General features: G+C 68.4%; 15 protein-coding genes and 1 tRNA gene. 11 read left to right on the top strand and 5 right to left on the bottom strand.

Going from position 1 to position 20,911, the window contains the following annotated elements; translation table 11 throughout:
• The first annotated feature begins 66 nt into the window (after positions 1-66).
• The 9 genes from NW198_RS06950 (at position 67) to NW198_RS06910 (ending at position 10,017) form a co-directional block, all read left to right on the top strand.
• The gene (locus NW198_RS06950; RefSeq protein ID WP_258340529.1) at positions 67-1,095 is read left to right on the top strand and encodes an SPFH domain-containing protein; all 1,029 of its coding nucleotides are present in this window, start codon (positions 67-69) and stop codon (positions 1,093-1,095) included.
• A gap of 12 nt (positions 1,096-1,107) precedes the next feature.
• Positions 1,108-1,290: an Arc family DNA binding domain-containing protein gene (locus NW198_RS06945; protein ID WP_087313651.1), complete on the top strand. Its 183-nt coding sequence runs from the start codon at positions 1,108-1,110 to the stop codon at positions 1,288-1,290.
• Between the two features lie 132 nt (positions 1,291-1,422).
• Positions 1,423-3,498, top strand: a complete 2,076-nt coding sequence (locus tag NW198_RS06940) for a translation factor GTPase family protein (protein WP_087313649.1) — start codon at positions 1,423-1,425, stop codon at positions 3,496-3,498.
• Between the two features lie 135 nt (positions 3,499-3,633).
• Positions 3,634-4,821: an FprA family A-type flavoprotein gene (locus NW198_RS06935; protein ID WP_087313647.1), complete on the top strand. Its 1,188-nt coding sequence runs from the start codon at positions 3,634-3,636 to the stop codon at positions 4,819-4,821.
• Between the two features lie 257 nt (positions 4,822-5,078).
• Positions 5,079-6,014 carry a hypothetical protein gene (locus NW198_RS06930; protein ID WP_258340528.1) on the top strand — a complete coding sequence of 312 codons (936 nt, stop codon included), beginning with the start codon at positions 5,079-5,081 and terminating at the stop codon, positions 6,012-6,014.
• Between the two features lie 370 nt (positions 6,015-6,384).
• Positions 6,385-7,731 carry a hemolysin family protein gene (locus NW198_RS06925; protein ID WP_087313643.1) on the top strand — a complete coding sequence of 449 codons (1,347 nt, stop codon included), beginning with the start codon at positions 6,385-6,387 and terminating at the stop codon, positions 7,729-7,731.
• 85 nt (positions 7,732-7,816) lie between these two features.
• On the top strand, positions 7,817-8,500 hold the full coding sequence (locus NW198_RS06920; protein WP_258340527.1) for a hypothetical protein: 684 nt from the start codon (positions 7,817-7,819) through the stop codon (positions 8,498-8,500).
• A 59-nt stretch (positions 8,501-8,559) separates the two neighbouring features.
• A complete protein-coding gene (locus NW198_RS06915; RefSeq protein ID WP_087313638.1) occupies positions 8,560-9,009 on the top strand; it encodes a YtxH domain-containing protein in 450 nt (149 codons plus the stop codon).
• A 3-nt stretch (positions 9,010-9,012) separates the two neighbouring features.
• The gene (locus NW198_RS06910) at positions 9,013-10,017 is read left to right on the top strand and encodes a PRC-barrel domain containing protein (protein ID WP_258340526.1); all 1,005 of its coding nucleotides are present in this window, start codon (positions 9,013-9,015) and stop codon (positions 10,015-10,017) included.
• 52 nt (positions 10,018-10,069) lie between these two features.
• Here NW198_RS06910 and NW198_RS06905 read toward each other — a convergent pair whose 3' ends face one another.
• The 3 genes from NW198_RS06905 to NW198_RS06895 are packed head-to-tail and all read right to left on the bottom strand — an operon-like array spanning position 10,070 to position 15,231.
• On the bottom strand, positions 10,070-12,091 hold the full coding sequence (locus NW198_RS06905; protein WP_258340525.1) for an FUSC family protein: 2,022 nt from the start codon (positions 12,089-12,091) through the stop codon (positions 10,070-10,072).
• A 48-nt stretch (positions 12,092-12,139) separates the two neighbouring features.
• Entirely contained in the window at positions 12,140-13,384 is a 1,245-nt protein-coding gene (locus tag NW198_RS06900) for an Nramp family divalent metal transporter (protein WP_258340524.1), read from the bottom strand.
• Positions 13,384-15,231: a magnesium transporter gene (locus NW198_RS06895; RefSeq protein ID WP_258340523.1), complete on the bottom strand. Its 1,848-nt coding sequence runs from the start codon at positions 15,229-15,231 to the stop codon at positions 13,384-13,386. The genes NW198_RS06900 and NW198_RS06895 overlap by 1 nt, the downstream gene beginning before the upstream one ends.
• A gap of 167 nt (positions 15,232-15,398) precedes the next feature.
• Between NW198_RS06895 and NW198_RS06890 the strand changes: the two genes are divergently transcribed.
• Entirely contained in the window at positions 15,399-18,476 is a 3,078-nt protein-coding gene (locus tag NW198_RS06890; protein WP_258340522.1) for a glycoside hydrolase family 3 protein, read from the top strand.
• A 157-nt stretch (positions 18,477-18,633) separates the two neighbouring features.
• Here NW198_RS06890 and NW198_RS06885 read toward each other — a convergent pair.
• Positions 18,634-18,726 (bottom strand) — tRNA-Ser (locus NW198_RS06885).
• A 96-nt stretch (positions 18,727-18,822) separates the two neighbouring features.
• Here NW198_RS06885 and tadA point away from each other — a divergent pair.
• Entirely contained in the window at positions 18,823-19,299 is a 477-nt protein-coding gene (gene tadA, locus NW198_RS06880; RefSeq protein WP_258340545.1) for a tRNA adenosine(34) deaminase TadA, read from the top strand.
• Positions 19,300-19,338: 39 nt separating this feature from the next.
• Here the strand turns inward: tadA and NW198_RS06875 are convergent, their stop codons facing one another.
• The gene (locus NW198_RS06875) at positions 19,339-20,889 is read right to left on the bottom strand and encodes an L-lactate permease (RefSeq protein WP_258340520.1); all 1,551 of its coding nucleotides are present in this window, start codon (positions 20,887-20,889) and stop codon (positions 19,339-19,341) included.
• Between the last annotated feature and the right edge of the window lie 22 nt (positions 20,890-20,911).

Genomic DNA, 20,911 nt, shown 5'->3' with positions numbered 1-20,911 from the left:
GATATCACAATGGCATCAGCGCACCGCGACCCATGGGGGGCCGCAGCGCCGTTGAAAGGAACCAAGATGACCGTAGAGAAGCAGGCCCGCGCCGCGTCCGGCTGGCCCATGCTCTTCGTCAACCTCGTCGCTTACGCCGCCGCCATCTGGGGCATGGTTCAGGGTATCATCACCCTCGCCTCCGCGGAGGACGCCGGCGTGCCCGCCCCCGTCACGGGCCCCGCGCTGCTCGTCGGCGGCATCGTGCTGCTCATCGTGTCCATCATCATCAGCAGCGGCTTCTTCTCGCTGCAGCCGGGCCAGGCCCGCGTGCTCGTGCTCTTTGGCAACTACGTGGGCACCGTCCGCGAGTCCGGCTTCTACTGGGTGAACCCCTTCTACAGCCACAGCCTGGGCTCCGAAGGAACCGGCGCCTCCATCGACGTGAGCCTGGAGGAGGGCACCCCGTCCGTGAAGGCCGCCGCTGCCGCCGCTGCCGCCAAGGCGCTCTCCACCAAGGTCTCCCTGCGCGCCCGCACCCTCAACGGCGACCGCCTCAAGGTCAACGACAAGATGGGCAACCCCATCGAGATCGCGACCGTCGTGGTCTGGCACGTGGCCGACACCGCCAAGGCCCTCTTCGACGTGGACCACTACCCCAGCTACGTGTCCATGCAGACCGAGACCGCGCTGCGCCACGTGGCGAGCATCTACGCCTACGACCACATGGAGGACGACGACGCCTCCAACAGCTCCATCACGCTGCGCTCCAACATCGAGGAGGTCTCCGAGTCCCTCAAGGAGGAGCTCGACCGTCGCCTCGCCCCGGCCGGCGTCTCCGTGGACGACGCCCGCCTCACGCACCTCGCCTACGCGCCGGAGATCGCCCAGGCGATGCTGCGCCGCCAGCAGGCCGAGGCCATCATCGCCGCGCGCAAGAAGATCGTCGAGGGCGCGGTCTCCATGGTGGACATGGCGCTCAAGGAGCTCTCCGACGGCGGCGTGGTGGAGTTCGACGACGACCGCAAGGCCGTGATGGCCTCCAACCTGATGGTCGTGCTCTGTGGCGAGTCCGAGGCCCAGCCCGTCCTCAACACCGGTTCCCTCTACCAGTAAGGCGCCGACGTCGTGGCCGCGCGCAAGCAATATCCGCTCCGCATAGACCCGGAGGTCTGGGCGGCGGTCGAGCGCTGGGCCGCCGACGAGATGCGCAGCGCCAACGGCCAAGTCGAGTGGATCTTGCGCGACGCTCTGCGCCGCGCCGGCCGGCTTCCCAAGAAGGGCGAGGGGGGCGACGAACCCAAGAAGTGACCGTGGGGGCGGGACGGAGACGTTGCGCCCCCACCGTTCTTCTCGCCCGCTGCCCGATATGTGCGAAACGTTGTGCCCAAACGTGGGTAAGGTGATTCACATCGTGCATACACCCCGTTCAAGGGAGGCATCATGGCTGCAAAGGGAACCGAGAAGGTCAAGAACGTGGTCCTTGTGGGCCAAGGCGGCGTGGGCAAGACCATGCTGGCCGAGGCCATGCTCCACCTGACGGGCCGCACCACCCGTCTGGGCGGTCACGCCGGCACCAAGCCCACGCTCGACTACGACGGCGAGGAGGGCGAGCGCGGCTTCTCCATCTCCACCGCCATCGCCCCGATCGTCTGGGAGGGCACCCGCCTGAACGTGCTCGACGCCCCCTGCTACCCCGACTTCGTCGGCGACGCCTACGCGGCCATGAGCGCCTGCGAGACCGCCGTCTTTGTCGTGGACGCGGCCTCGGGCCCGGGCACCATCACCACCCGCCTGTGGTACGCCGCCGAGGAGCTCAGTCTCGCGCGCGCGCTGTTCATCAACCGCCTCGACCGCCCCGACGCCGACTTCGACGTCGCCTTCGCCGCGCTCCAGGAGCGCTTTGGCACCAACCTCGGCGCCGTCACCATCCCCATGGGCTCCGGCGAGGCCTTCCAGGGCATCATCGACGTCGTCCACATGAAGGCGCGCCACCTCGAGAACGGCAAGCCCGTGGTCGAGGACGTCCCCGCCGAGTTCGTCGACGCCGCCGAGGCCGCCCGCGCCCAGCTCACCGAGCTCGTCGTCGAGGCGGACGACGAGGTCATGATGAAGTACCTCGAGGGCGAGGAGGTCACCCAGGACGAGCTCGAGGGCCTGCTCGCCAAGGCCATCCGCGAGCGCGTCTTTGTCCCGGTCTTCTCCGGCAGCTGCGTGCGCGAGGAGGGCGTCATCTCCTTCATGGACGCCGCCGTGGCCTGGTTCCCCACGATGGCCGACTTTGGCCGCATCCCGCTGGTCAACGGCGAGCAGCTCGACATCTCCGAGGATGACGAGCGACCCGTGGTCTTTGCCTTCAAGTCCCTCAACGACCCGCAGAACGGCCGCCTCTCCTTCCTCAAGGTCCTCGCCGGCACCATCACGCCGGGCATCGAGCTCACCAACGCCCGCACCCGCAAGACCGAGCGTCTCGGCCACCTCTATCAGATGTGCGGCAAGGAGACCACCGACGTCCAGTCCGCAGCCGCTGGCGACATCGTCGTGGTTCCCAAGCTCGAGGCCATGACCGGCGACACCCTGTCCGTCACGGGCAAGGTCGAGGCCGCCGAGTTCCGCTTCCCCAACTCGCTCTATCGCATCGCCATCGAGCCCGACTCCCGCGGCACCGAGGGCAAGCTCTACGCCTTCCTCGAGAAGAGCGCGGACGCCGACCCCACCCTCAAGGTCGAGCGCGACGAGGACACCGGCCAGACCGTCATCTCCGCCATCGGCGAGGCGCAGGTCAGCGTCCTTCTCGACCGCCTCGAGGACCGCGCCGGCATCACCGCCCACACCGTGGCGCTCAAGATCCCGTATCGCGAGACCATCCGCCGCGTCGCCTCCGCCCAGGGCCGCCACAAGAAGCAGACCGGCGGCGCCGGCCAGTACGGCGACTGCTGGCTGCGCATCGAGCCCAACCCGGGCGCCGGCTACGAGTTTGCCGACGAGGTCGTGGGCGGCCACATCCCGCGCGGCTTCATCCCGGCCATTGACAAGGGCGTCCAGGAGACCATGCGCGAGGGCGTGCTCGCCGGCTACCCGATGATCGACGTTAAGGTCGCCGTCTACGAGGGCTCCTACCACCCCGTCGACTCCAACGAGATGGCGTTCAAGACCGCCGCGCGCATCGGCTTCCAGAAGGCCGTCGAGCAGGCCGAGCCCGTCCTGCTCGAGCCCATGGCGCACCTGCGCATCACCGTGCCCGAGAGCTACGCCGGCTCCGTGATGGGTGACGTCTCCGCCTCCCGCGGCCGCGTCGAGGGCATGGAGGCCGGCACCGGCGCCACCGCCGGCGAGACCACCGTCGTCGCGACCATCCCGTACGCCGAGGTCACCGACTACGCCACCCGCCTGCGCTCGCTCTCCCGCGGCACCGGTGAGTTTGAGCTCGAGGTCTCCGGCTACGAGCAGGTCCCGCACGACATCCAGCAGAAGCTCGCGGCCGAGTACGCCGCCCGCCGCGCCGCCGGCGAGAAGTAGTCTGCAAATTGGGGACAGTCCCCAATTAACAGAGCCCCCACGCGGGCGGTCGGTCCTCGGGGTCCGGCCGCCCGCAGTTGGGTAAAATGCCTCTAGCCGGCTAACAAATAAGGCCGTCATCCCACAGGAGGTCCCATGCTTTCCGCAGTTCAGATCAAGCCCGACGTCTACTGGGTCGGCGCGCTCGACTGGAACGCGCGCGAGTTCCACGGCTACACCACCGAGGCGGGCATCACCTACAACGCCTACCTCATCCTCGACGAGAAGGTCACCCTCATCGACACCGCCAAGGTCACCTTCAAAGACGAGCTGCTCCAGCGCATCTCTTCGGTGATCGACCCGTCCAAGATCGACGTCCTCGTTGCCAACCACGTGGAGATGGACCACTCCGGCTCCACGCCCATGATCCACGAGCTCGCCCCCGGCGCCGAGATCTACTGCTCCGCCCCGCAGGGCGTCAAGAACATGACCGCCCATTACGGCGACCTGGGCTATCATGGCGTCAAGACCGGCGACACCCTGTGCATCGGCAAGCGCACCCTGACCTTTGTCCAGACCCCGATGGTCCACTGGCCGGACAACATGGTGACCTACGACGCCTACGACAAGATCCTCTTCTCCAATGACGCCTTTGGCCAGCACTTTGCCAGTTCCGCACGCTTTGACGACGAGAACGACCTCTGCGAGATCATGCACCAGGCGCGCAAGTACTACGCCAACATCGTTCAGCCCTACCGCGCCCAGGCCACGGCTGCCGTGAAGGCCGTGCGCTCCCTCGGGCCGGACGCGCTTGACATGATCTGCCCGGCGCACGGCGTGATCTGGCGCAGCCACGTCGAGGACATCCTGCGCGCCTACGAGGAGGACTTCGTCTCCGGCGCGGTCAAGGAGCGTGCCGTGGTGGTCTACGACTCGATGTGGCACTCCACCGAGAAGATCGCCCGCGCTCTCGTTGACGGGTTCCTGGCCGCCGGCGTGCCCGCGCAGCTGATGGACCTCAAGGAGAACCACATCTCCAACGTCATGGACGTCTTCCTCGACTGCAAGTACGTCTGCGTGGGCTCGCCGACCCTCAACAGCCAGATGCTACCCACCGTGGCGAGCTTCCTCACCTACATGAAGGGCCTCTCGCCCAAGAACGACAACCGCGTGGGCCTGGCCTTTGGTTCTTACGGCTGGGCGCCGCTTGGCCCCAACAACGTGGGCAAGGAGCTCGAGGCTGCCGGCTTCCAGCTCCCTGAGAAGACCTTCGCCGTGAACTGGATCCCGAGCGAGGAGCAGCTCACCGAGGCACGCGACCTCGTGGCTAAGCTCGTGGGCTAACCAAGGCGCGACATACGTGAGAAGAGGCCGTCCGGGCATGCTCGGGCGGCCTTTTCTACATTCGCTCAAAGCATGAATAAGGTTTCGACAAATGTAGAAAAATAAAGGACAAGATAAATAGCTTCCACGAAAGCAAATCTCCTGGCATACTTAACGCTAGAGTTGTGTTACAAAGCTAGGAGGCTAAGTTGATAGTAGGATATGAGTCAGCGCTCAACTATTGGAGAAATATAAGGGTCGCGCACGAGGGACGCAGCGTGGCGGAGCCCGCCGGAAAGACCTACGGAGCGCGGGCGCTCTCCGTCTCGGAGCGGGCAGGCCTCGCGCTTGACCTGTGTGACAGCGAGGCGCCCCTCAAGGTTGTCTTGAGGGGGCGGGAGGGGCGGCACGGAGCGGCACGCGTCGAAGATCACGTCTGGCGAGGCCCGCTGACCGACGAGCATCTAGTTGGCCTAGGTGACGACATCTCCGTGTGCAGGATGCCCGTGGTCTTCTGCCAGCTCGCCTCGAGCTGGGACACCATCGAGCTCGCCGAGCTTGCCTGCGAGATGGCGGGGGCCTACGCGCTCACCCCCTGGTCAAACGAGGGGAGCGCGGGCGACGTCGAGCCGCTCGCGAGCCTCGCCGACCTTCAGGGCTACGCAAAGGCCGCCCGGGCCCTGCGCGTCCGGGGGGCGGTCCGGGCCCTGTCGGCCCTTGCGCTCGCCGTCGAGCGCTCGAACTCGCCGAGGGAAACGAGCGTGGCGATCTTCTTCCTCCAGAGCCGAGCGCGTGGTGGCGCAGGGCTCGTGGGCTTTGCCATGAACAAGCGCATTGACCTGCCCGATCGGCTTGCCGAGGCCTTTGGGCAGAAGACCATCGTCCCTGACTTTTCCTGGGAAAACGGGACCGTGGTGGAATACGACAGCACTCAGGAGCACCTGTCTCCCGCGGCGCGGGCCCGAGACGAGGCAAAGCGGCGCATGTACCAGGATGAGGGTATGGACTGTCTGACGCTCACCAACGGAATCCTGAGGAGCAATGCCCTGCTCGACCACTTCGTGAGCGACTTGGAGCGGAGCCTGGGCCTGAGCCGGCGGCCCCCGAGCGCCCGCATGGCGCAAAGCAGAAGGGACCTGCGGGAGCGGCTGTTCGGAACGGAGTCGCAGGAGGCGGCCCTCAAGGAGCTCAGCGGCGGAGCACTCGGCTCGTGAGCGCAAAAGTGGCGCTCAATCCATATTGAGGCGCGGCGCGGAACAAAACCCGCCTTCGATCCATGGAAAAATGGCCGCGCGCGGGGTCTTGCGGGCGCCGCCGCCAGCGTTTTCCCAGATGATCGTTCGAGCGGGCGCCGCCGAGGGGCGCGTGACCCCTCAAAAGCCATGGATCGAAGGCGACTTTTGTTCCGCGACCCATCGGAATATGGATTGAAGGGGCGTTTTGCAGCCTTGTGACAACCTGGGGGACAACGTTGTGGTGTATGCGCGTTCGACCTGATAAAATCAATCCATTGTGTCGAGGGCCCCATCGTCCCGGCCCGCGGCACGCATCTGATCCCCGACCGAGGAGGTTGCGCACAGGCGCATGGACGTAGCCATTAGCATCGTTGTCACGTTTCTGCTCACGCTCGCAAACGGTTATTTCTCAGCCTCAGAGCTGGCCGTCGTCTCCGCCAAGCGGGCAATTCTAGAACCCGAGGCAGAGGAGGGTGACAGGAGGGCAAAGGCGGCCCTGGCCCTCTCCGCTGACTCCGGCCAGTTCCTCGCAACCATCCAGGTAGCCATTACGCTCGTCGGCTTTGCCTCCGCGGCGTTTGCCTCCACGAGCCTTTCCGACCCGCTCGGCATGTGGTTCGAGAGCTTCGGCGTGCCCGACGGCATCTCCGACGCCCTCGCCCCCGTCATCATCACGCTCCTCGTGTCCTACCTCTCCATCGTGGTGGGCGAGCTCGTCCCCAAGCGCATCGCGCTCGCTGATTCCGAGGGCGTGGCAAAGTCCGTCTCGGGCGTCATCCGTGCGTTCATGCACGTGGCCCGACCCTTCGTCTGGCTGACCTCCAAGTCTGCCGCCGGTCTCTCCGCCCTTCTGGGCGTCGCCTCCGCCGACGAGCGTGACAGCTTCTCCGAAGAGGAGATTAAGTATATGGTGACGGACGCCGACGAGCTCACCGACCAGGAGAAGTCGATGATCCACGAGGTCATCGACATGGGCGACACCATCGCCCGCGAGGTCATGGTCCCGCGCGTCGACATGACGGCCATGGAGGACACCTCCACGCTCACCGAGGTCCTCGCCGTCATGCGCCGCACCGGCTACTCCCGCATCCCGATCTTCCACGAGTCCGTCGACCGCATCGTGGGCATCGCCCACATCAAGGACATCATCAGCCCGATCCTGGACGAGGGCCGCGCCTCCGACCCCGTTGCCGGCCACGTGCGCTCCGCCGACTTTGTCCCTGACACCAAGGACATCATCCCGCTGCTCTCCGAGATGCAGTCCAGCCACGATCAGATGGTCATCGTCGTCGACGAGTACGGCGGCACGGCGGGCATCATCACCATCGAGGACATCGTCGAGGAGGTCGTGGGCGAGATCGAGGACGAGTTCGACCCCGACAACAAGTACCTCACCAAGCTCTCCGACCGCGAGTGGCTCGTCGACGGCCGCTTCTCCATCGACGACGCCATCGAGCTCGGCTGGCCCATCGAGGACAGCGAGGAGTACGAGACCGTCGCCGGCTTCGTGCTCGAGCTCGCCGACAAGGTCCCTCACCCCGGCGACATCATCGAGAAGGACGGCTTCCAGTTCCGCGTCCAGTCGATGCGCGGCCGTCGCCTCTCCATGCTCCGCGTCGTGGCGCCCGAGCCCGCCGCCGAGGATGCCGAGACTGACGCTGACGGGGATAAGCCGGCCGACTCCGAGAAGGAGTAGGCCGGACCCCGCGACATTCATTACAATGGTCAAAGGTACGCCGCCCGCCGCTCCCGGTGGGCCTGACACGAGGGGGAGCCGGGCGATGGCTCAGCTTTTCGAGATCAAGAAGGTGATCGTCGGCCCGAGGAACCTCGAGGCCATCGTGGGGCTCGCGCCGAGCGCGCCGCTCATGACCAGCGAGGACCCCAAGGGCACCGAGCTCGTGCTCGACCTCATGCCGGGGCTCGCCGACCACCTTTGCCTGGGCGACTCCTCGTCTAGCTTTGGCGAGGTCGTAGAGGACACCGAGCTCGCTCACCTGCTCGAGCACGTGACCGTCGAGCTGCTCGCCCGCACCGACGTGGCGGGAGACGTCTCCTCCGGCCTGACAACGGGCCTCGGCGACGGCCTCTACCAGATCACCCTCGCCTGCCCGGATGACGTCCTGGTTGCCGGCGCGCTGTCGAGCGCGGTCTGGGTCCTCCAGTGGGCCTACTCCGGCGGCAGCGACCCGCGTCCCGACGTGGACGCCATCGTCGACGGGCTCGTCTCCCTGGTGGAGAGCCTCGGGGCCGAGGAGCCGGAGCTCGCTTCCGAGCCCGAGCCCGTGACCGCGCCGGCGCCCGAGGCAGAGCCCGAGCTCGTGGATGACTTTGCCGACGAGCCTGAGACGGAGGACCTCACCCCCGAGCCCGAGGACGCCCCCGAGGACGAGAAGGACCCCGAACCCGGCCCCGCGGACGCCTGGGATCTCGGCGACGTCCCGCGCCCCCACCTCGTTCGCTAACACCCGCCCACCCGGCGCACTCCCGCGCCCCCAGTAGCCAGCACTGACAGGAGGATCCCATGAACAAGAAGACGGTCGGCTTCATCTTTGGCAGCATCGTCGGCGCTGCGGCTGGCGTCGTCGCGGGCGTCATGCTCGCCCCTCGCTCCGGCGCCGAGAGCCGCGCCATGGCGGCCGACGCCATGAACGACGCGTGGGACAGCGCCGTCGACACCTATGAGCGCGGCGCCGGCGTCGTCTCCGACAAGTTCAGCGGCGTGCGCCCCGTGGTCGACGCCAAGACCGACGAGCTTCGCGCCAAGGTCGACCTCGCCCGCGAGCGCATGGACCAGCTCCGCGACTCCCTCTCCGAGGCCGTCGCCGGTGCCTCCTCCCAGGTCCAGGACGCCGTGAGCTCCGTGGCCGATCGCGTCTCCGCCATGACCGACATGCCCGTCGCCGACGAGAAGCCCGCCGACGCCGTGCACGTCGAGGTCGTCGACGCCGACGACGAGACCCCCGAGGCGTAGCGCGTGACCAAGGTCAGCGAGCTCACCGGCCTGCGCGTCCTTATCCACAAGAAGACCAAGACCGCCAAGGACGGCACCGTCACCGACAAGTACCAGAAGCTCGGCAAGGTCCACAACGTGGTCTTCTCGCCCGACGGCAAGCGGGTCGTTGGCCTCATGGTCAAGCGCCCCGACGCCGTTGGCATGATCAAGCGCGAGGACTGCTTCCTCGCGCTTGACGCATACCGTCTCACGGCCGAGAGGGACCTCCTCGTGACGCGCCCCGAGGACGGCATGGACGTCGCCGCCCGGCGTCGCCTGGGGCTCAACTGGGACGCCTGCATCATCTGGTCCGGCATGGACGCCCGGACCGTGGAGGGCAAGTCCCTCGGCTACGTCTCGGACGCCGAGTTTGACGAGAAGAGCGGCGCCGTCCGCCAGTTCCTCACCACCGACGGCAGCCTCGCGCGGGCCCTTATCGGCTCGTTCGTCATCACGCCCGACATGGTCCGCGGCTATTCCGGCGGCTTCATGGTCGTCGACCCGGGCGAGCGCCCCGTCGAGCTCGACGGCGGCCTCGCGGGCGCTGCGGGCGAGGGCTACGCCCGCGCCAAGGCCAAGGGCGCCGAGGTGGGCAAGAAGGTCGGCGCTGCGGCCGGGGAAGCCGTCGACAAGGGCTCGTTCGCCCTGGGCAAGGTGCTGGGAAAGGCCAAGCGCGCCATCTCCGACGCCGCGACGCCCGAGGACGAGCCGCCCGCCGTGCCGCAGGTGCCCGCCGCCGACGTTCGCGTCGAGAAGCCCGTCGCAAGGATCGCCGAGAAGGGCGCGGACCCGGCGAACGCCCCCAAGAAGGCGCAGCCCAAGACCTACGCCCCGGCGCCGTCCGCGACGCCGAAGGCAAAGCCCGCCCCCAAGAAGAAGCCGGCCTCAACCGGCGACAAGGTCGCTCGTGCCGCCGGCAGGCAGCTCAGCGGCTTTGGCAAGATGTTCGGCTCCTTCAAGGAGGAGTTCGACAAGGCCAGAAAGTAACCCCCTCGCGACCTGCAAATTGGGGACTGTCTTCAACTTGCAGGTCGCGGGGTCAGTGGCGAACCTGCTCGGCGTACGAGGGCTTCTCCACGAGCGCCCCGCGGGCGTCGTCGATGGCGGTGCGCAGCTCGCCGGCGCGCTCGACGTATTGCCCGAGCACGTAGCGCAGGTCCGGCTCGGAGAGGCGCGCCACGAGCTCGCGCGCATCCTCGATGCCCGTCCCAAAGCGCCGCGGGTCGCAGTTGGCCTCCGCGAGCTCGATGATGCGGCCAAACGTCGCCTGCTCCTCGGGGCGTACCTCGTGCAGGCGGACGATCAACTCGAGCTGCTCGAGCTCGCACATGAGCTCCCAGAGGCAAAACAGCGCCCGCTCCGCCGCGGCCCGATACCGTGCGAGCTCGGCGATCTCGGGGTCCCGCTCGTCCTTCTCGCCCAGCGAGTCGACGAAGCGGGCCGCCTGGCCGTGGACCATCTGGAAGTGCAGCAGCGTCTCCGAGGAGACGACGGTGTCCACGCGCGTGACCAGCGTGGCGCGCACGAGCTCCCAGAACCGCCCAATCATGTCGAACATCTGGCGCAGGTTGGCCACAAAGAGGCGCCGGTCGGAGCTCGGGCACACCAGGCGGTTGACGACGGAGACCGTGACGATGGCGAGCACCAGGCTCGCGAGGCGCATGCCCGTGGCGTAGGAGTCGTCGATGGAGACCGAGGCCATCGTGACCGCGTACGCCGTGGCAAAGAAGGCCGAGGTCACCGACCCCGGCGTCGAGGCGTACAGTGGCGCCACCAAGACCATGCCCAGCATGGTGATGCCCGCGTAGCCCAGGTCGAGCAGGGCGAGCGCGTGGACGAAGAGGCACCCGATCACGGTCCCGATCATGCGCGTGCGCATGCGGCGGACGGTCTCCTCGGGGAAGGGCTGCAGAAGCAGGAAGGCGTGCAGCGCAAACCAGTAGAGCTTCTCAACGGGAAAGAGCAGGTTGGTGGTGCAGCTCACGGCCAGGACGGCCCCGCAGCGCACGGCGAAGCGCATCTCGAAGGAGTCCAGGCTCGGCCGCTTGCGAAAGAGCGTGACGCGCGCGAGGCCGCGCGGCGTGAGGCGCCAGGGGCGCTGGTGCGGGTCGGCGGCGGTTCGCAGGATGAGCGAGACCAGGTTGAGGTAGCTCTGGAAGAAGATCCGGAAGCGGTCCTCGGGGATGGGCGTCTTTGCGAGAAGGGCGCTCACCTCGGGCAGGAGCGCCTCGCAGGCTTCGGCGCTCTCGAGTCGCAGCGCGACGTCCATGCGGCGCGTGAGGCCCGCGAGCTCGGCGAGGGCGCGGCGGTGCTGCTCCTCGTGGCGGCCCTCCCAGTCGGAGCTGCCCGAGAGGTAGGCGGTGCGCTGGGCGAGCGTCGCGAACATGTCCAGCAGGTCGGACACGCGCGCCGGCGCGCAGGAGTCCTCGCGGGCGGTGTAGGCGAGCCGCGCGAAGTCGCTCCTGAGCGCGAGCAGCTCGCCCGCGAGGGCGCCGTCGGGCCTCCCCGCGGCGCGGTCGAGGTCGTCTGCGAGGCGGCGGACAAGAACGTGCAGCTGCTCGGTGGGGCCGTCGGCGCGATGGCGCGCGACGCCGGCCATGAGCAGGGCCGCCGAGAGCAGCCCGCAGCAGGTGGCGAGCACCGCGGCCTGGGTCCAGAAGGTGTCGATGATGGCGTAGGGGCGCAGCTCGAGCCAGCAGAAGAGCATGGTGTAGGGGAAGTAGCGGCGGGGGTTGAGCTGCGAGGAGCGCATGAAGACGAGAAAGAACGGGACGCAGAGGTTCACGAGCACGCACGCGACGATGCCCGAGACCGCCACGCGTGCGGCGAGCAGCACGAAGGCGCTCACGAGCACGAACCGGGCGTATTGGGTCGGCGGGTTGTACTTGGTGAGGCGCGTCTCGAAAAGCGTCGTGAAGGGGGAGACCACGAGCAGGTAGTCCGAGCCAAACCCAAGCGTCACGACCCAGAGCAAGACGATGAAGAACACGATGACCGGCAGCGTGGCAACGAGCTTGTCACGCTTGCCGTCGAGCCATATGCGCGCCTTGAGGGCGTTCATCGTCCTTCTCCCCAGCCCTGGGGCCCCGCCCGGCCGTCGCGGCCCCGGTCACAGCCCCATTGCCTGCATGGCAAACATGATAACGGTCAGCACCGCCACGGCGGCGATCGTGAACCACGTGAGGGCGTTCCAGAGCCGGCCGTTGGCAAAGCGGCCCATCACGTGCTTGTCGCTCGCGATGAGCACCATGAAGACGAGAAGGACGGGCAGCAGCACGCCGTTGATCACCTGGGCGACCATCATGATGCCAAACAGGTTCACGTTGGGCAGCACCACCACGACGGCGGAGAGGGCGATGACGGCGGTGATGATGCCGCGGTACGCCGGGGCCTCGGTCCAGCTGCGGTCGGCCCCGCGCTCCCAGCCAAACGCCTCGCAGATGGCGCTCGAGGTGATGCCGGGCAGCACGCACGCGGCGAGAAACGACGCGCCCACGAGCCCGGCGCCAAAGAGCGTCTCGGCGTAGTCGCCCACGAGCGGGGCGAGCGCGGCGGCCGCGTCCTCGGCCCCGTTGACAGCGATCCCCGCCGGGTGGAGCACCGCGCCGGTCGTGAGGATGATGAACCAGGAGATGACGCTCGCCGCCACGGCGCCCGTGACGGTGTCGATGCGCTGGTAGGGCAGGTCGTCGGCGCGCGCGTTCTTCTCGACCACGTTGCTCTGCGCCAGGAAGAGCATCCAGGGCGCGATGGCCGTGCCCACGCTGGCCACGAGCAGCGAGAGGTAGCGCGGCGTGGCCTGGACGTGCGGCACCACGGTGTTGAGCAGCGCCTCGCCCCAGTCCGGCCCCACCATGACGCCGGCGACGATGTAGGTCACAAAGACGCACGCGATGGCGAGAAGGACCTTCTCGATGCGCCGGTACGACCCGCTCATCGTGAGCAGCCAGATGGCGAGGGCCGCGACGGGCACGGAGACGATGGGCGGCACGTCGAACAGGGCGAGCGCCGAGGCGATGCCCGCGAACTCCGAGAGCGTCACCGTGGTGTTGGAGACGAGCAGCGCGAGCATGGCCAGGGCCGAGAGCCGCACGCCGAACTGCTCGCGGATGAGCGACGCGAGGCCCTTGCCCGTGACGCAGCCCATGCGCGCCGCGGTCTCCTGGGCGACGATCAGAAGAAAGCACATGACGGGCACGGTCCAGAGCTGGTGGAACCCAAAGAGGGCGCCCGCGTTGGAGTAGGTCGCAACGCCGCCGGCGTCCGCGCCGGCGAGCGCCGCCACCATGCCCGGCCCCATGGCCGCCAGGATGCGTCGCGGCTGCAGCGACGAGGTGCGATCGGCGCCTTTCATCACGCCACCAGGGCCATCACGACGACGAGGAAGACGGCCACCGCCACGAGCATCGCGATCACCGAGATCGTGAAGCCCGAGGTCTCCTTGTTGTGCTCGTCGCGGCTGCGCAGGACGGCCAGGTAGACGGGCGTGAGCGCAAACGAGACGAAGGTGGATACCGCCGCGGCGAAGCCTCCCGTGGTGAGGGCGCCGCCGAGCCCGCCGAGCGAGGACGGGACGGCGGGAACGGCGGGCGAGGCGATGACGCTCTCGAGCGCGACGACGATCAGGGCGACGAGGACGCCGAGCGCCGCGCCCAGGCCCAGACCCTTGAACGTGAAGCCGATCATCGAGGGGGAGTCCTCGTCGTCGGGGTCGTTCTCGAGGAAGAAGTTGGTGACGTAGCTGATGGAGTCGTCCGCGAGGACGAGCGCCACGGCGAGCGGGATCGCGGCGGCGAGCGTCTCGCCGAGGCCGAGGCTGCCGCCCACCACAAACGCCAGCGCGAGTACGCCGAGCGCCCAGAGCGCGACCCAGGCGTTGCGGCGCACGAGCCAGATGAGGGTGCTCGCGTGCCCGGAGTCCTCGCCGTCCGCCGAGCCGCCGGCCACGCGCAGGTCCTCGGCGTGCTCCTCCTCGAGGACGTCGAGGGCGTCGTCGACGGTGACGATGCCCAGCAGGCGTCCCTCGTCGTTGACGACGGGCATGGCGAGCAGGTTGTACTTGGCGATGTCCTCGGCCACGTCCTCCTGGTCGTCCTCGGGGCTCGCGGTGACGAGGTCCTCGGTGGCGATCTCGGAGAGGCGGGTCTCGGGCTCGGACACGATGAGGCTGTTCAGGGTGACCACGCCCGAGAGCCGGCCGTCCTCGTCGGTGAGGTAGACGTAGCGGACGGACTCGAAGTCCTCGTCGAGGCCGCGCAGCAGCTCCACGGCGTCGGCCACGGTGGCGGTCTCGCCGATGGAGGCAACCTCGGAGGTCATGATGCGGCCCGCGGTGTTCTCGCGATAGCCGAGCAGCTGGCGGATGGCGCGCTGCTCCTGGACGCCCATCAGGCGCAGGAGCTTCTCGGCCTTGTCGTAGTCGAGCTCGGAGACCAGCTCCGCCGCGTCGTCGGGGTCCATCTCGGAGAGCATGCGCGAGGCGTCGGACTCGTTGAGGTTGCCCATGAGCTCGGCGGCCATGGCGTCGTCGTCGAACTCCGCCACGGCGGCGGCGCGCTGCTCGTCGTCGAGCTGGGCAAAGACCTGGCCGCGCAGGCGCGGGTCGAGCCGCTCGATGATGTCGGCGATGTCGGCGGGGTGCATGTCGTCGAGGGTTTTGTGCGAGACGGAGAGCTTGACGTTGGAGAGGTCGCGCTCCACGAGGTCCATGTAGCTCCACGCAATGATCTTCTCGGGCATCGGGTGGCCAAAGGTGCGCGCCAGGCGCAGCGCCACGCGCTCGAGGGCGGGGTGGAGGCTGCGCAGCAGCCCGCGCGCGCCCACCTCGGCGCCCAGCAGGCGCAGCTGGGTGGAGCTGGTGTCGGAGAGCTTGAGGTCGTTCACGCGCACGACGCGCATGCCGTGGGTGTCCACGATCTGCTTGTTGAGGATGTCGCGGGCAAGAAGCACCTCGTCCGGCTGCAGGTAGGAGAAGCGCAGGTCCGTGGCAATGACCTTGAGGTGGACCTCGTGCTCGTCGTAGGTGTCGACGAACTTGCGCCACGAGATCATGATGGGCGTGCGGCCGGGCCCCATGAAGGCCAAGCTCGTGATGCGGGGGAAGACCTCGCCGGTGGCGATGCCAAGGTCAGAGACCGTGCCGACCTTCTCGCCGTCGGCATCGAGAACAGGGTTGCCCAAGAGTTGGGACAGATAGATCATTCGCGCTCCTTAAGCTGCGTAGGGCGTCGGGCGACGCGCAGGCGGGGCGCGCCGCAGGGTCATCGACGACGAGGTCGAGGCTTCATGCGGACCTTTCTCTTCGGAGGATTATCCACTGGCCATTGTAGCCCATGCGCCGTCGTATGATGGAGCGGAGAGGAGACCACATGCCACGTGCCGAGAAGAACCACCTCATCGTGCGCCAGCTCGTGCGCCGCGTCGCGCGGGTGGCCGCCGGCGTCGTCGCACTCGCCGTCATCGGCGCGCTCGCGGCGGGCACCGCGGCCGCGGTTCTTCTCGGCGACACGATGAAGTCGTTTCTGGGCACCGACGTCGTGGAGGTCACGGACCGGGAGCGCGAGAGCGTGATGGCCGCGGGCCGCGCCCTCGCCGAGCGCGTGGAGGCCGGCGGCGTGGTGCTGCTGCGCAACGAGGACGAGACGCTGCCGCTCCCCGCCGGGACCGACCGCGTGAACGTCTTTGGCTGGGCGTCGACCCAGTGGGTGGGCTCGGGCTCGGGATCTGGCCAGGTCACGGGCCCCGTGCTGGGGCTTCTCGACGCGCTGGAGGAGCGAGGCGTGGCCTACAACCGCGAGCTTACGGACATGTACCGGAGCTTTCACGGCGAGCGGGACTACCGCGGCTCCGGCGCCCTCAACAGCCACGACTACGAGTACTGCCGCCTCTTTGAGCCGCGCCTCGGCGATGAGAGCTGCTACTCCGAGGACCTGCTCGCCTCCGCGCGCTCCTACTCGGACACGGCGCTCGTGGTGATCGGGCGCGTGGCGGGCGAGTCGATCGACTGCCCGTCCCGCCAGTACAAGGTCCGTGACCGCGACGGCGAGGTCGTGACGGACGCCACCCGCACCTACCTGGAGCTCTCCTCTGAGGAAGAAGAGCTCCTGCGCTACGTGGGCGCCACCTACGAGCACGTGGTCGTGATCGTCAACGCAACCAACACGATGGAGCTCGGCCAGCTCGAGACGATCCCCGGGATCGACGCCGCGCTGCTCGTGGGACCCACCGGCGAGGTGGGCGCCCGGGCCGTGGCGTCGGTGCTCTGGGGCGACGTCAACCCCTCGGGCCGCACCGCGGACACCTACGCCTACGACTTCTCAACAGCCGCGAGCTGGGCAAACGCGGGCGAGAAGGGCGAGGGCTCCTACGTGGGCTCGCAGGGCCTCTACCCCGCCGACGGCACCCCCAACGTCAACGTGGGCGTGCCCGAGACCTACGACGCGGTGCGCTACGTGGACTACGTCGAGAGCATCTACGTGGGCTATCGCTGGTACGAGACGGCCGACGCCGAGGGCTTCTGGGACGACGTGGAAAACGAGCACGGCACGGGCTACGAGGGCGTGGTGCAGTACCCCTTTGGCTTTGGCCTCAGCTACACCGAGTTTGGCTGGGAGGTCGAGGGGCGATCCCCCTCGCAGGGCACGCGCGTGGGGCGCGACACGAGCTTCTCGCTGCGCGTGCGCGTGACCAACACCGGCGACGTGGCCGGTCGCGACGTGGTGCAGCTCTACTGCACCCCGCCGTACAAGCCGGGCGGGATCGAGAAGGCGTCGACCGTGCTGGTGGCGTACGAGAAGACCGACCTCCTGCAGCCCGGCGAGAGCCAGGAGCTGACGCTCTCCTTTGACCTCGATGACGTGGCCTCCTACGACCACGCGGACGCAAACGGCAACGGCTTTGCGGGCTACGAGCTCGAGCGCGGCGAGTACGTCGTGGAGCTCAAGCGCAACGCGCACGAGGTCGCGGACTGTCCGGCGGCCCGCACGGTGCTCTGGCTGCCCGCGGACGTGCGCTGCGAGGAGAGCCTCGAGACCGGGGCCGTCGTGCGCAACCGCTTCACGGGCGCCGATGCCGTCGACGGCGTCTCCGTGGACGGGGGGTCGGAGGGCGTGAGCTACCTCACGCGCGCCGACTTTGCCGGGACCTTCCCGCGTGCGCGCGCCGCGAGCCGGGCGATGTCCGAGGACGTTGCCGCGCTCAACCGCTACGACGAGCGGCAGGCCGAGGGGGACGCCCTTCTCGCCTCCGAGGACGCGGAGACGGGGACCTATCAGCCCACGGCGTCCACGTGGAGCTCCGCCTGGCAGCTCTTTGACAATGGCGAGCTCACGGAGCTTGGCCGCCAGCTGGGCGAGGACTACGGGAGCCCCTTCTGGGAGATCGTGCTCGACCGCATCTCCGTGAGCGACATGGAGCGCCTCACGCTGCACGGCTACCTTGCGACGGGCGCGATCGAGGAGATTGGCAAGCCGCTCACCAAGGAGGTCGACGGGCCCGCGCAGGTGGGGTCGTTCAACCAGCTGACGTATGGCGTGGGATACCCCAGCCCCTGCGTGCTGGCGCAGACGTGGGACGAGGGGCTCGCCCGCGCCTACGGTCGCCAGCTGGGGACGGAGGCGGCGGTGCTGGGGGTCGACGGGCTCTACGCGCCCTGCGCGAACCTCCATCGCACGCCGCTGGGCGGGCGCAACTACGAGTACTACGCCGAGGACCCGCTCGTGTGCGGGACCACGGCCGCCGCTGTCGTGGCCGGGGCGCGCGAGGCGGGCACGTATTGCCTGCTCAAGCACTTTGCTGTCAACAACCAAGACTCCTACCGGGACTCGCTCTACACGTGGCTCACCGAGCAGTCGCTGCGCGAGCTCTACCTGCGGCCGTTCCAGATCGCCGTCGAGGGCGGCGCCACGGGGCTCATGACCTCGTACAACCGCGTCGGAGCCGTGTGGGCGGGCGGCAGCCGGGCGCTGCTTGAGGACGTGCTGCGCGGCGAGTGGGGCTTCGAGGGCGCCGTCATCACCGACTACGCCGACCACCAGCAGTACATGAGCGCCGACCAGGCGCTCTACGCCGGGGGCGACCTCTTCATGGACGGGGTGTTCCGCAACGGCGCGTACGCGTTTGCGCCGGAGGCGGCTGACGGGGCGGCGTGGCGCGGCTACGTGGCGAGCCTGAGGCGCGCGACCAAGAACGTGCTCTACCTGGCGGTGGAGGCGCGCGCGACGAACCTCGCCTACAACGAGGCGGCCGCCGAGGGGGGCCGTGCGGGCATTGAGCGGCCGATCAAGCGCGCGGGGCTCAACTGGGTGGGAACGGCCCTCGCGATCGCGGACGCGGTGGCGCTCACGGGCGTGGCGGCCTGGGCGCACCGCGCGCTGGCGCGCAGGCGCGTGCGGCGGGCGCCCGCGAGCGGGGAGTCCGGGGCGCTTCCCGGCACGCCAGAAAAATAACAGGCACGAAGCGGCCGCGCCTTTTTCGGCAACTGGGCAAACGCTGTCGGGCGGCCTCTCCGGGGTCGCTTCGTGCATGTTATTTTCCGGGGGTGGCGAGTAGACACGCTGCGGGCCCCGGCTGGGAAAGCCCGGCCGGGGCCCGCGTGCCCGCAAATGGCGGAGGAGGAGGGATTCGAACCCTCGGAACGGGGGTTGCCCGCTCGACGGTTTTCAAGACCGCTGCAATCAACCGCTCTGCCACTCCTCCGGATGCAGGAACTATCCTACCCTATGTGGGAGGGCTCGGGCTCGAGGAGGCAGGGTGTCAGAGGCAGAGAGGCTCGCGACGGACGAGAAGGGCGCGATCGCGCGCGTCGGCGCCGCGACGGCAGACGACGAGCGCTTCATGCGCCTGGCGCTCGCGGAGGCGCAGGCCGCGGCGGAGGAGGGCGAGGTGCCCATCGGGGCCGTGGTGGTGTGCGACGGCGTGGTCGTGGCGCGCGCCCACAACCGGCGCGAGACCGACGCCGACCCCTCCGCCCACGCGGAGTTTGCGGCGATGGTTGCCGCCTCGCGGGCGCTCGGGCGCTGGAGGCTCACGGGCTGCACGGTCTACGTGACGCTGGAGCCCTGCCTCATGTGCGCGGGCCTCATGGTCAACGCGCGCGTCGACCGCTGCGTGTACGGTGCGACCGACCCCAAGGGCGGCGCGCTCGGCACGCTCTACGACGTGAGCCATGACCCGCGGCTCAATCACGAGTTCGAGGTGACTCCTGGCGTGCTCGCCGACGAGGCTGCCGATTTGCTGCGCACGTTCTTCCGCGCCCGCCGCAAGAAGTGACGGGTTGACGTTCTTCTCGCCTGGGATGCGGCGTGGCTTCTACAGCACGAGCGACCCCGCGTACACGAGCGCCGCCATCGCGACGGCAAAGCCGAACGCGTACGCGGCAATCTTGCCGAGAATCTCGCCGTCCTTGCCCACCAGTCCGCACGCCGCGCAGCCGATGGCGATGTTCTGCGGGCTGAGCATCTTGCCCGCAGAGACGCCGAGCGAGTTGGCCGCCACGAGCCAGGTCTCGTTGGCGCCGATCGACTGGGCGGCCTGGAGCTGGACGTTGCCAAAGAGGACCTCGCTGGAGGTTCCGGAGCCGGTGACGAAGGTCCCCAGCGCGCCGAGGATGGGGGCGACGAGCGGGTAGAGACCGCCGAGCGTCCCCACGAAGAAGGCGGCGATGCTCGCGATCATGCCGGAGTAGCCCATGATCTTGGCGCAGGCCAGCACGCCGAGCATGGTGAGGATGGTCTTGCTCATCTGCCTGCAGGTGTCGAGAAGAACCTGGACGAGCTCGCGGACGCTGCAGCCCTGGATGAGGCCGCCGATGATGCCGCAGACGATGATGATCACGCCAGGGGTGTCGATCCACGTGAACGTGAGGGTTGCCGTGGGGTCGCCTGCGTAGATGTTGACCGTGGTGGCGACGGCGGAGAGCGGCTCGTAGATGGCCGGGACGAGCTGACTGGTGAGCAGCAGGGCAACGAGGATGAGGATGAAGGGCGACCATGCGAGAAGGATCTGCAGCGCGGGCCCGCCAAAGCCCTCGTAGTGGTGGACGCCCGTGAGACGGTACTCCGCGGGCACTTCTCGCCCGCGCCTGGTGAGCGCAAAGAGGAAGGTGGCGACCAGCGCGCAGGTGGCGGCGACCACGTCGGCGAGCGTCGGGCCCACGAACTGCGCCGCCGCGATCATGGGCAGGCCAAAGGAGAGGCCGGAGACGAGCGCCGCGGGCAGCGCGCCCTTGAGCGCCCTCGCACCGCCGCCCACGAGCATGACCATGAGGATCGGGCAGACGATCACGAACGGGAGCACCTGGATGGCCTGGACCGTCGCCAGCTCGAAGGCGTCGATGCCGGTGATGGAGGCGAGCGTCGTGGTGGGGATGCCGATGGAGCCGAACATGGTGGGGACGCCGTTGGCGATCAGGCAGGCGAGGATGGAGGTCACCGGCGAGACGCCGAGCGCCACGAGCATGCTCGCGGGAATGGCGACGGCAGTGCCGAAGCCCGCCATGCCCTCGAGGAACCCGCCGAAGCACCAGGCTATGAGCAGCGTGAGAATGCGCTTGTCGTCAGAGACCGAGCAGAGCATGGCCTTGATGGTCTCCATGCCGCTCGTGTGGACGGTGACGTTGTAGGTGAACACCGCGGCGATGATGACGATGACGATGGGCCAGAGCGCCATGGCAAACCCCTCGAGCGCGGCAGTTGCCATGTTGAGGGGCGTCATCTGCCAGCCGAGCATGGCGCAGACGGCCGCGACGACGAAGGCGCCGGCGCTGGCGAGCCAGGCCTCCATGTGCAGGCCGCAGAGGGCGATGACCAGCCAGATGATGGGTGCGAGGGCGAGGACGAACATGCCAAAGAGCTCGAGCATCGTGTGACTCCCGGGGACGTGC

The sequence above is a fragment of the Thermophilibacter sp. ET337 genome (assembly GCF_024733715.1).
GTDB lineage: Bacteria > Actinomycetota > Coriobacteriia > Coriobacteriales > Atopobiaceae > Thermophilibacter.
This window is presented reverse-complemented; position numbering and strand designations above follow the sequence as displayed.

Excerpts from the sequence above, each read along its gene's own strand:
- NW198_RS06950 (WP_258340529.1), top strand. The coding sequence starts at position 67 with ATGACCGTAGAGAAGCAGGCCCGCGCCGCGTCCGGCTGGCCCATGCTC.
- NW198_RS06940 (WP_087313649.1), top strand. The coding sequence starts at position 1,423 with ATGGCTGCAAAGGGAACCGAGAAGGTCAAGAACGTGGTCCTTGTGGGC.
- NW198_RS06935 (WP_087313647.1), top strand. The coding sequence starts at position 3,634 with ATGCTTTCCGCAGTTCAGATCAAGCCCGACGTCTACTGGGTCGGCGCG.
- NW198_RS06925 (WP_087313643.1), top strand. The coding sequence starts at position 6,385 with ATGGACGTAGCCATTAGCATCGTTGTCACGTTTCTGCTCACGCTCGCA.
- NW198_RS06920 (WP_258340527.1), top strand. The coding sequence starts at position 7,817 with ATGGCTCAGCTTTTCGAGATCAAGAAGGTGATCGTCGGCCCGAGGAAC.
- NW198_RS06915 (WP_087313638.1), top strand. The coding sequence starts at position 8,560 with ATGAACAAGAAGACGGTCGGCTTCATCTTTGGCAGCATCGTCGGCGCT.
- NW198_RS06905 (WP_258340525.1), bottom strand. The coding sequence starts at position 12,091 with ATGAACGCCCTCAAGGCGCGCATATGGCTCGACGGCAAGCGTGACAAG.
- NW198_RS06900 (WP_258340524.1), bottom strand. The coding sequence starts at position 13,384 with ATGAAAGGCGCCGATCGCACCTCGTCGCTGCAGCCGCGACGCATCCTG.
- NW198_RS06895 (WP_258340523.1), bottom strand. The coding sequence starts at position 15,231 with ATGATCTATCTGTCCCAACTCTTGGGCAACCCTGTTCTCGATGCCGAC.
- NW198_RS06890 (WP_258340522.1), top strand. The coding sequence starts at position 15,399 with ATGCCACGTGCCGAGAAGAACCACCTCATCGTGCGCCAGCTCGTGCGC.
- NW198_RS06875 (WP_258340520.1), bottom strand. The coding sequence starts at position 20,889 with ATGCTCGAGCTCTTTGGCATGTTCGTCCTCGCCCTCGCACCCATCATC.